This is a genomic window from Paenibacillus sp. 01T422, from assembly GCF_056398785.1.
Map to the genome: position 1 here is coordinate 1 of NZ_JBFTQB010001181.1, position 1,548 is coordinate 1,548.

Below are 1,548 nucleotides of genomic sequence, written 5' to 3' on the forward strand. Positions count from 1 at the left end.
GGCGGGCACGCCAGAGGAGATTTATCGGCAGCCGGCGACTTATTTTACCGCACAATTTTTGGGTGAAAGCCACACGCTTACGCTCCAATATCAAGGCAGACTTCAGCAGGTTGTGATACGGTCAGGAGATTCTAAGATAGAGCTTATACAACCGGGATCGCAGCAAGCTTCAAGTCTAAGAGCGCATGATGAGCAACTGGTTAGATTAGAGAATGGTCATTATTTACTAGAGGGAGAGATCCGTCAACATTTGTTCATGGGCTCGTATTATCGCTATATGATTGAAATCGAAGGGCAAGCGATCTTTGTCGATGATGACGCTTATCTCGAATTAGGTCCGTGTCATGTGAGAATTGCCCAAGAGAAGGCTTATTGGTTCGACGTGTAAAAAACAGCAGCCACGGACTTTTTTGTCCCTGGCTGCTGTTTTTTTGCGTGCTATGTATGTTACTTAAGCGAAATCGACATTTCAAGATCCTTTAAATAGGTTCTCGGTATCAGATCGTTTACAATTATGCTGAGCTTTTGTTTCGGTTCTACGGGTGGGAACTCGCGAACAAACATATCAATTCCAGACTCAATGGTATGTTCACCTGTCATTTCTAATTCATTCCCATTTTCCGTTAGTAATTGAAAGGCAGCATTATCGTGATCAGATCGCTGTTCGCCCAGAGTTCGATAATAAACAAGGGTTTTATCAGCTAAATACGTGATTCCCGTCAACTCCATGCTCCCGATTTTCCCGCGCTGGACAACAAATGGTCTTACTTGTGTCGGGGGATGATCCAGCGGCACTACTGTAGTCATTACTGGATGAAAAAAGGGAATTGAATATGGACGAATCGTTAATAAGTTTGGTAGTTGGCCAGTGATTCTTGAAGATATTTTCCATCTGTATATTTTCGTTTGTCCTTCTTTTCTTGCGTATTTCGTACCATTATTAATTAGCTCAAGAAAGCGTCCGTTTTCATCAGTGACTTCCATATTGAAATCGTGCTCCAAAGGTTCATTCCCCTCCATGTCAACACTTGTTTCACCAATAAAATCAATGAACGAATCTGAATAATTTATTTTCTGTAATGTGAATTGCACATGCTTCTGACGAACAGTTTTCATTAGATTTAGTGTATGCATTCCTTCTTTGACCATCCCTATATGACTGTTAAATGAGAAAACCCAATTTACTTCTTTGTTGACCATGTCTCCATTTCCGTTCGCTAACGAATAACCAACTTTACCGATCGATAGGTTTATTTCATACTGTTCTTTCAGTAGTTCCAATAATTGATTGTCCGCATAGGATTGAATAACTCCAGCATATTGATGAGCATTAATCAGCCTCCCATATCCAGTAATTGCTGGGAATTTACGATCATTAATAGTGAATTCAATGTCGTAGGGGGACATACCGCCTTTGACGCTTTCGGCTGTTTCCATCGTATAACTCGCCGTTAAGTCATAGCCGTCGTAGTATATCTCGGAGATTGTAATCTTGACATCACTGTCCTTAATCGATTGCTGAACTTCGGATGCCACACCTCCCAGATC

The 1,548-nt window shown here is 41.4% G+C and carries 1 protein-coding gene and 1 pseudogene; one reads left to right on the forward strand and one right to left on the reverse strand.

All coding sequences use genetic code 11. The annotated features are described in order from the left end of the window. Positions 1 to 388: pseudogene (locus AC1DUA_RS36945) on the forward strand (hypothetical protein); the annotation flags it as partial. A gap of 59 nt (positions 389 to 447) precedes the next feature. Here the strand turns inward: AC1DUA_RS36945 and AC1DUA_RS36950 are convergent. Continuing rightward, positions 448 to 1,548 (reverse strand): DUF4179 domain-containing protein (locus AC1DUA_RS36950; protein ID WP_477504460.1); only part of this gene is annotated, 1,101 nt, incomplete at its 5' end.